Below are 6000 nucleotides of genomic sequence, written 5' to 3' on the forward strand. Positions count from 1 at the left end.
AATGGCCGCGAAACGACGCCTTCTACAGGTGAATCCCCGCCCACACCCCTCGAGCCCCGGAGACAGCCATGCCCGACCAGACTCCCAGCCCTGAGCACACCGCCGAGCTCGCGTCCGAGTTGCTCACCATCGCCGAGGCCGCCCAGCTGCTGCGCGCCCCCGTCGCCACGCTCCGGTACTGGCGCCACCTGGGCACCGGCCCGCGCAGCTTCCGACTCGGCCGCCGTGTTCTCTACCGCCGCGACGAGCTGCACTCCTGGATCGACGCCCAACGCCGGCAAGCCGACACCGGCCGCTCTTGACCGGAGCCATTATGTCGGACAATACTGGCCGCAGGGAGGTTCGGTTCACCCAGTCGGCGAGGAGGCACCGCATCGGCCGGGCCTCCGCCCGGCATGTGCTGGCCACGACCGACCCCACGCCGGTCAGCACCAGCAGCGGCGCCCATGCCTGGCTCTACATCGGACCCGATGAACGAGGGCGCGAGCCGGAGATCATCGCGCTCGAGGTCCAGCCGGCCGACGCCGCGCAGCCGTACCTGCTCGTCATCCACGTCATGCCCACCCAGCTCCGAGGATGATCCCCATGGCCGACCGCATCCCGCCCAACGTCACCCCCACCACGCCCATTGGCCCCGACGTCGACCTCGACGCCGAGGACGTTCGGCTGGCCGACGGAAGCCGACTGACCGAGGACAGAGCGGCCGAGATCGTCGACGAGGTCCGCCGCCGCGTCGGGCGACCGTCCCTGACCGGCGACGCTGCCGCCTCACCCCGCATCACCTTCCGGATCGCTCCCGGCACCCGCGACCGGGCCGCTGAGATCGCCGCCCGGGAGGGCAAGTCCGTCTCCCAGCTGGCCCGCGAGGCACTCGAGGAGCGGGTCGCCGCGGGAGAACGACGAGCATGAGAGCGAGGCGATGAAGCGATGGCGTCGATCGCCAGACGGCCCGACGGAACGTTCCGGCCGCGGTTCCGTGACGCGTCCGGCAAGGAGCACGCCCGGCACTTCAAGCGGAAGGTCGACGCCCAGCGGTGGCTCGACGAGATGACCGCCGCGATGGTCACCGGTCAGTACGTCGACCCCGCGGCCGGTCGGGTGACCTTCCGCGAGTACGCCGAACGGTGGCGCGCCACGCAGGTGCACCGGCCGACCACCGCGGCCCACGTCGAGACGATGCTGCGCCGCCACGTCTACCCCCGGCTCGGGGACAAGCGGCTCGGCTCGGTGCTGCCCAGCGACGTCCAGTCCCTCGTCAAGCAGCTGTCCTTGGACCTCGCACCAGCGACCGTGGGAGTGATCCACCGGATCCTCGCGGGCATCTTCAAAGCCGCCGTCCGCGACCGCCGGATCGTCGCCTCGCCGTGCCAGGGCACCAAGTTGCCGAAGGTCCACCGGCAACGCATCGAACCCATGACGCTCGAGGCGGTGGAGGCCCTGACCGAGACGATGCCGGAGAGGTACCGGGCGTTGGTCACCCTCGCGGCGGGCACGGGGCTCCGGCAGGGCGAGATGCTCGGTCTCACGACGGACCGCATCGACTTCCTGCGCCGGCAGCTCACCGTCGACCGGCAGCTCGTCACCATGCCCGACCGTGCGCCCTATCTCGCGCCGCCCAAGACCCAGGCGTCCGCCCGGGTGGTCCCCCTCCCCCAGGTCGTCGTCGACGCCCTGGCGGTCCACCTCGCCACCTGGCCGGCCGACGAGTTCCTCTTCACCACCGAGCTCGGCGACCCGATCCGCCGCACGGCGTTCTCCGAGCGGATCTGGCGCCCGGCGCTGAAGCGGGCCGGCCTCAGCGGCGTCACCATGCACTCCCTGCGCCATTTCTACGCGAGCCTGCTCATCCGGCATGGGGAGTCGGTGAAGACCGTCCAGGCCCGGCTCGGGCACGCCAGCGCCGCCGAGACGCTCGACACCTACAGCCATCTCTGGCCTGACTCCGACGACCGGACGAGGGTCGCCGTCGACTCTGTTCTCCGCCGAGTTGCGGACTCTGTGCGGACTGACGCCAGCCTCTGACGGCATAAGTGCAGGTCAGGGGTGGGCGACGGACGAGTCGGCCTGTACGCCGGGTTCTGTCCCCGGGCGCCTCACGGCGTCCCGATGAGCGGCCATCCATCTAGGCCTGCCGTTGCCGGCAGGCTCGAGCGGTCCACCCGCAGGCTCGGGCGGGCAGCCCTCGATCGCCTGCGCAGGACGGCGGCGAGCCGCCGTCCCTTTCGACCTTGCTCCGGGTGGGGTTTACCGAGCCACACCGGTCACCCGGTGTGCGGTGGTCTCTTACACCGCCGTTTCACCCTTGCCAGTGCACGCACTGGCGGTCTGTTCTCTGTGGCACTTTCCCGCGGGTCACCCCGGGTCGCTGTTGACGACCACCCTGCCCTGTGGAGCCCGGACGTTCCTCGGCGGCAGGGTCTCCCCCACCGACGCGACCGCCCAGCCGACTCGTCCGTCGTGCCGGAGAGCCTACCTGGCGGTCAGCCCCAGAACAGCCGGAAGCCCACCCGGCGGTCGCCGTCCTCGGTGAGGGTCGCCATGTCGACCTGTCGACGGGCCTGCTCCTCGACCGGGTCCTCGGACAGCGCCTCCAGGTACCGGCGGTGCTCCGACAGCGAGGCGACCGCGGTCTCGACCGCGTCGCCGACGTCGACGACGTGCGGCGGCGGCCGCTCGACGGTGTGGACGGCGACGTGCTCCACGCCCGACCACGGCGTCTCGGCCAGGTCCGGGAAGATCCACTCGTTCGCCGCGTCGGCCACCGCGTCGAGCACCGAGCGGGTGAGCGCGCGGTGGTCCGGTGAGTTGAGCGCCCCGGGCGACGCTCCCGGCGGGGTCCAGGTGTCCCCGCCCCACATGGTGACCACGAGGTCGGGGCGGTGGCGGCGGATCGCGGCGGCCAGGTCGCGGCGCAGCTCCAGGTCGGCGACCAGGACGCCGTCCCGGTGGTCGAGGAACTCCACCTCCGAGACGCCGACCACGGCCGCGGAACGGCGCTCCTCGTCCTCCCGCAGCGGGCCCGCCTCGGTGGGCGGCAGCCCGGCGATGCCCGCCTCGCCTCGGGTGGCGAGCAGGTAGCGCACCTCCTTGCCGGCCGCCGTCCAGACCGCCACCGCCGCCGCCGCCCCGTACTCGATGTCGTCGGGGTGCGCGGCGACGACGAGCGCGCGGTGCCAGTCGTCGGGGAACGGGAGGGGTGCCATGCCCGCGAGTCTCCCCCGCTCAGTGCGTCGGCGCGGCCGCCGGCTGCTCCGCCTGCTGCCGACGGTGGCCGGCCTGGCTGGGCGCGGCGGCGCGGACCAGCCAGAGGACGAGCAGACCACCGACGATCCCGGCGGTGCCGCTGACCAGGAACACGTCGTGCAGACCGCTGGCGTACGCGCCGCCCAGCAGGTCGGCGAGGTCGGCCCGGTCGCCCGCGGGCGCCGCGCCGATCAGCTGCCCGGCCTGCCCTCCGGTCAGCGCCGAGGCGGTGCCCGCCGGGTCGGCCGCGCCACCCTCGCGCAGCACGTCAGCGGTCTGGGCGGTGAACACGCTGCCCAGCACCGCCACCCCGAGGGCGAAGCCCAGCTGCCGGGAGGTGTTGACCGCACCCGAGGCCATGCCGCTGCGCTCGCGGGGCACCGCGGCCAGCGCGGCCGAGGCCAGCGTCGGGTTGGCCACGCCGACGCCGATGCCCAGCACCGCGAGGCCGGGCAGGAGGGCCGTCCAGGAGGAGTCGGCGTCGACCACGGTCAGCAGCAGACCGGCCACCCCGATCACGACCAGGCCACCGCCGACCACGAACCGCGGGGCCAGCGTCTGCAGGAACCGGCCGGCGAAGGCGGCCACGGAGAAGCTGAGCGCCGACAGCGGGATGAAGACCAGCCCGCCCTGCAGCGGCGAGAGCCCGAGCACCGACTGCAGCCACAGCGAGATGTACAGGTTGTGCGCGAACGCCGCCCCGTTCAGCAGCAGCGCACCCAGCATGATGCCGGTGAAGGAGCGGTTGCCGAACAGCGAGACGTCGAGCATCGGGGCCCGGCGGCGCCGCTCCACCAGCACCCACGCGACCAGGACGAGGACGCCGGCGGCCAGCGGGCCGGCGGCGACGGGGGCGCTCCACCCGTCGGCGGCGGCCCGCACCAGCCCGAAGACGACGCCGCCGGCGCCGAGGGTGAACAGCGTGATGCCCGGGACGTCGGGGCGGGGGGCGTTCGGCTGGCGCGCCTCCTGCACCGCCATCAGGGTGACCACCACGCCGAACACGCTGATCGGCAGGTTGACGAAGAAGATCCAGCGCCAGGACAGCTCGGTGAGCAGCCCACCGAGGATGGGGCCCAGCGCGGCAGCGGCGCCGACCACGGCACCCCAGACGCCGAACGCCGTCCCCCGGTCGCGGCCCTCGTAGCTGGTGTTGATCAGCGCGATGGTGGTGGCCAGCATCGCCGCAGCCCCGACCCCCTGCACAGCCCGGGCGACGATGAGCAGCTCCGCGTCCGGGGCCAGCCCGCAGGCCAGCGAGGCGACGGCGAAGAGCCCCAGCCCGGTCAGGTAGACCCTCCGCCGCCCGTACAGGTCGGCCAGCGACCCCGCCCCCAGCACGAGCGCGGCCAGGGCGAGCGCGTAGACGTCGACCACCCACTGCAGCTGACCGAAGCTGGTCTGCAGGTCGGTGGCCATGTCGGGCAGGGCGACGTTCACGATCGTGACGTCGATGAGGAGCATGAACGTGCCGGTGCAGACCGCCACCAGCGGCAACCACTTGCGCATGCCGTCCACTCTGGCCGTTGCCCCGGACAACACGCCCGGCGACCCGGTCGTCCTGACGGTATCCTCCACCGCAGCCGGACGTGCTGCAGGATCGTGTCCGTGATCGACGCCACCGACCGCCAGATCGTGCACGCCATGCAGGTCGACGGCCGCGCCCCGTTCAGCCGGGTGGCCGGTGTGCTGGGCGTCTCCGAGCAGACGGTGGCGCGACGCTGGCGACGGCTGCGGGCCGACGGCGTGGTGCGCGTGCTCGGCCTGGCCACCCCGGCCGCCACCGAGCCCAGCTGGCACATCCGGGTGCGGGTCCAGCCGGCCGCCGCCGGTGCCGTCGCCGAGGCGCTGGCCCGCCGGCCGGAGGTGTCCTGGGTCAGCATCACCGCCGGCGGCGCGGAGATCACCTGCTCGACCCGGCCGCGCACGCCGCGGCAGCGCGACGCGCTGCTGCTGGACCGGCTGCCCCGCACCGTGCAGGTCATCGACCTGACCGCGTTCTCGGTGCTGCACGCCTACGTCGGCGGCGCGTACGAGTGGACCGGCTTCGAGGACCCGCTGACCGACGACCAGCTCGCGGCGCTGCGTCCCGCCCCGGCGCCGACGCCGACCAGCCCGCTGGCCCTGGACCCGGAGGACGAGCTGCTGTTCGGGGCGCTGGCCACCGACGGCCGGCTGAGCTACGCCGAGCTGGCCGGGGTCACCGGCTGGTCGGAGAGCCGGGTGGCCCGGCGGGTGGAGGCGCTGCGCGCGGCCGGGGCGCTGTACTTCGACCTGGAGATCGCCAACGAGCTGCTCGGCTACCCGGTCAGCGCCATGCTCTGGCTGGGCGTGGCCCCGGCCGACATCGCCCACGTGGGCGAGTCACTGGCCCGCCAGCCGGAGACCGCCTTCACCGCGGTGGTCACCGGCCCGGTCAACCTGATGGTGGCGGTCACCTGCCGGGACACCGCCCACCTGTACCGCTTCCTCACCGAGCAGGTCGGCTCGCTGCCGGTGCGCACCATGGAGACCTCCACCGTGCTGCGCCGGGTCAAGCAGGCCGGCAGCCGGATGGACGGCCCCCGGCTCACCGACCCCGAGCCCCCGCCCGCCCGCGGCCGCTGAGCTGCCCAGCGTGGATCAGGTCCGGTGAATTCACGGGGTGGACGCAACACCGTCGTCGTGGGCCGTCGACAGTAGCTTGGCCATGGCTTCGGCTGGGGTGTCCCAGCCGAGGGTTTTGCGTGGGCGGCCGTTGAGTTCATCGGCGACGGC

The 6000-nt window shown here is 73.4% G+C and carries 7 protein-coding genes and 1 other RNA gene; 5 read left to right on the forward strand and 3 right to left on the reverse strand.

Going from position 1 to position 6000, the window contains the following annotated elements:
* Positions 1 to 68 precede the first annotated feature (68 nt).
* The 4 genes from ACJTNH_RS01505 to ACJTNH_RS01520 all read left to right on the forward strand — a co-directional run bounded on the left by ACJTNH_RS01505 (position 69) and on the right by ACJTNH_RS01520 (position 2022).
* Positions 69 to 302 carry a helix-turn-helix transcriptional regulator gene (locus ACJTNH_RS01505; RefSeq protein ID WP_200492081.1) on the forward strand — a complete coding sequence of 78 codons (234 nt, stop codon included), beginning with the start codon at positions 69 to 71 and terminating at the stop codon, positions 300 to 302.
* A gap of 95 nt (positions 303 to 397) precedes the next feature.
* Positions 398 to 580, forward strand: coding sequence for a hypothetical protein (locus ACJTNH_RS01510; protein WP_200492082.1), 183 nt, complete (start codon positions 398 to 400; stop codon positions 578 to 580).
* Between the two features lie 5 nt (positions 581 to 585).
* Positions 586 to 909, forward strand: a complete 324-nt coding sequence (locus ACJTNH_RS01515) for a hypothetical protein (RefSeq protein ID WP_200492083.1) — start codon at positions 586 to 588, stop codon at positions 907 to 909.
* An 18-nt stretch (positions 910 to 927) separates the two neighbouring features.
* Positions 928 to 2022 (forward strand): tyrosine-type recombinase/integrase, encoded by a 1095-nt coding sequence (locus tag ACJTNH_RS01520; protein WP_458172470.1) that lies wholly within the window; start codon positions 928 to 930, stop codon positions 2020 to 2022.
* Positions 2023 to 2051: 29 nt separating this feature from the next.
* Here the strand turns inward: ACJTNH_RS01520 and rnpB are convergent.
* The 3 genes from rnpB to ACJTNH_RS01535 form a co-directional block, all read right to left on the reverse strand.
* Positions 2052 to 2451: RNase P RNA component class A (gene rnpB / locus ACJTNH_RS01525), an RNA gene on the reverse strand.
* Between the two features lie 29 nt (positions 2452 to 2480).
* Positions 2481 to 3203 carry a PIG-L deacetylase family protein gene (locus tag ACJTNH_RS01530; protein ID WP_458172472.1) on the reverse strand — a complete coding sequence of 241 codons (723 nt, stop codon included), beginning with the start codon at positions 3201 to 3203 and terminating at the stop codon, positions 2481 to 2483.
* Positions 3204 to 3222: 19 nt separating this feature from the next.
* Positions 3223 to 4752 (reverse strand): MFS transporter, encoded by a 1530-nt coding sequence (locus tag ACJTNH_RS01535; RefSeq protein WP_458172473.1) that lies wholly within the window; start codon positions 4750 to 4752, stop codon positions 3223 to 3225.
* 99 nt (positions 4753 to 4851) lie between these two features.
* Here ACJTNH_RS01535 and ACJTNH_RS01540 point away from each other — a divergent pair, with 99 nt between their 5' ends.
* The gene (locus ACJTNH_RS01540) at positions 4852 to 5850 is read left to right on the forward strand and encodes an Lrp/AsnC family transcriptional regulator (RefSeq protein ID WP_458172474.1); all 999 of its coding nucleotides are present in this window, start codon (positions 4852 to 4854) and stop codon (positions 5848 to 5850) included.
* Positions 5851 to 6000: the final 150 nt, after the last annotated feature.

The sequence above is a fragment of the Modestobacter lacusdianchii genome (assembly GCF_054177765.1).